Source organism: Mesorhizobium sp. M7A.F.Ca.CA.004.04.2.1 (assembly GCF_004022825.1).
Lineage (GTDB): Bacteria > Pseudomonadota > Alphaproteobacteria > Rhizobiales > Rhizobiaceae > Mesorhizobium.
The window spans coordinates 1-2,457 of sequence record NZ_RZPH01000914.1; the positions used below are offsets into that span (position 1 = coordinate 1).

The following is a 2,457-nucleotide window of genomic DNA, read 5'->3' on the forward strand; positions in this document are numbered from 1 at the left end:
GGCCAATGGCGCGCAGGTGCAGTTCGACGAGGCGGTGGGCGCCGAAGCCGGCGCCGGTCTGACGCTGGATCAGCGCATCGCGGCGTTTGAGCAGGCGCTGCTCGACATGCCGAGGCCGACCATTCCCGGCACTGTCGAGGTCAAGCTGCCGGCGGTGGTGGTCGGCGACACCACGGTGCGCGACGTGCATCTTTCCGCCGAGCCGGTCGATGGCGGCTGGTCGGTGAAATCGCTTGCCGCGACCTTGCCCGGCCGCACCACGTTGGAAGCCGATGGCATGCTCGTGCTCAATTTGGAGGGTCATTTCGGCTTCAACGGCTCGCTGCTGCTGGCCGTGGCGCAACCCTCCGGCTTTGCCGCCTGGCTGTCGAAGGATGTCGACGAGGCGATCCGCCGTCTCCCTGCCGCCGGCTTCAAGGCCAAGGTCGACCTCTCGCAGAAGCGCCAGGCCTTCAGCGATCTCGAATTGATCCTGGGCAAGGCGAAGTTTTCCGGCCGCATCGATTCCAGCCAGCCCGACGATGCCAAGCCCTCAGTGCTGATGCGTCTCGAAGGGGGCGACCTCGATGTCGACGGGCTGGCGGCCTTCGCCTCGATCTTCGTCAGCGACAAGGGCGCCAATCGCTTTGCCGACCGCGACCTCGATTTCCAGATCAAGGCAGGGCCGGTCAACGCTGGCGGGTTGACCGCGGATACCGTCGACACGGCGCTCAGGCTGCGCGACGGGCTGCTCGAAATCGACCGGCTGTCGGTGGGCGGGCTGGCCGGCGCCTCGATCAGCGCCACCGGCAGGATCAAGGATTTCCCGGCGAGCCCGACCGGCAAGCTCGATGCATCGGTGGTTGCCGTCGATCTGAAGCCGCTGATCGACGTCGCCGCCCGGCATTATCCCGACAGCGCCGTGCTCAAGGGACTGGCGAGCCGTGCCGCAGCCTATCCCGAGCTGTTCCAGGATGCGCGTGTCGACCTCGTGGCGAGTGCGGCCGACAATGGCGACGGCACCACGGGCCTGGCGGTGAGCGGACAAGGCAAGGCCGGCGGCTCGGCCTTTTCCGCATCGCTGTCGGGAAAGGGGGCGGTGGACAAGCTTCTCGAAGCGCCGGTGGCGCTTACCTTCAATGCCAAAAACCCTGATGCCACCACGCTGCTGGCCCTCTACGGCCTGCCGGCACTGCCGCTCGGCATGCTGGGCGAGGCGAGCACCGACATTCAGGCCAAGGGTACGCTCGGCGGCGGCCTGACGACGAATTTCAGCCTTGCCGGCAACGACTTCAAGGCGGGTTTCGAGGGGACGATCGCCGATACGCCGCAAGGCTTCGCCGCCAAGGGCAAGCTCAGCCTCGACGCCGCCGACATCGAGCCATGGCTGATGACGACAGGTATCGGCCTGCCGGGCATGGGGGCGGGCATGTCGACGTCGTTCTCGGCGCAGGGCGATTATGGCAACGGTCTGCTGGTGCTGGACGAACTCAACGGCGCTATCAACGAAGCGGCGGTGTCCGGCGACGTCAATATCGATGTAAAGGAGGGGGTCGACGGCAAGGCCGGCGTGCCGCATCTGGCCGGGGCGCTGATGCTCGACGAACTCGACCTCGATCCGATGGCGGTGGCGCTGTTCGGCGATTCCGCCTTTCTTGCCGACAAGGAAGAAACCAACAAGGGTGGCGTGTGGCCGGCGACACCGTTCAGCCAGAAATCCAACCTGCCGTTCACCGCCGACCTAGACCTGACGACGGCAGCGCTCGCCGCCGGTCGGTTCGCCACCGCCTATGATGCCGCCTTTTCGCTCAAGCTCGACCAGGAAGGCATCCGCGTTTCGGATTTGAAGGCGAAATTGCTGAGCGGGGCGCTCACCGGCCTGTTCGAACTGAAGAACAATGACGGAACCGGCCTGTTCTCTGGCCAGATGAAACTGGCGGGCGCCGATCTGGCGACCGTGCTGCCGGATGCCGGCATCAGCGGCATCGGCGATTTCTCGACGGCGCTGTCAAGCAGCGGCAAATCGGTCGAAGGGATGGTGGCCGCCTTGTCCGGCTCCGGCACGGCGGCGTTGAAGGGCGTGAAAGTTGCTGGCGTCAATCCAGATGCGTTCAGTGCATTCCTCGCCAAGGCGGATGCGATCGGGCGCGATATCGATACGGCCAAGACCGCCGGCTTTGCGCCCGACATCGCCGCTGACGGCAGCTTTGCCGCTGGCGATGCCGACATAGCTTTCACGGTTGCCGGCGGCACGCTGCGGGCGCCACCGGTCAGCCTGGAAAATCCGGCGGCGACCTTGTCCGCCGACGTCACGGCGGATCTCAACGCGGCCACGGTGTCGGCCAAGGGTGCGATCACCTATCGGCCTGGCGACGAGGCACTGGTCGGCTCCGAGCCGGTCGTGAATTTCACCGCCGAGGGGCCGTTCGGCGCGGTCAAACGAGCATTCGACAGTGAGCCGCTGGCGCAGTTCCTGAC

Annotated in this window: 1 protein-coding gene; it reads left to right on the top strand. The window is 66.2% G+C overall.

The genetic code is table 11. The annotated features are described in order from the left end of the window. Positions 1 to 2,457: AsmA-like C-terminal region-containing protein (locus tag EN893_RS29105; RefSeq protein ID WP_281062513.1), on the top strand; the 2,457-nt coding region annotated here is incomplete at both ends.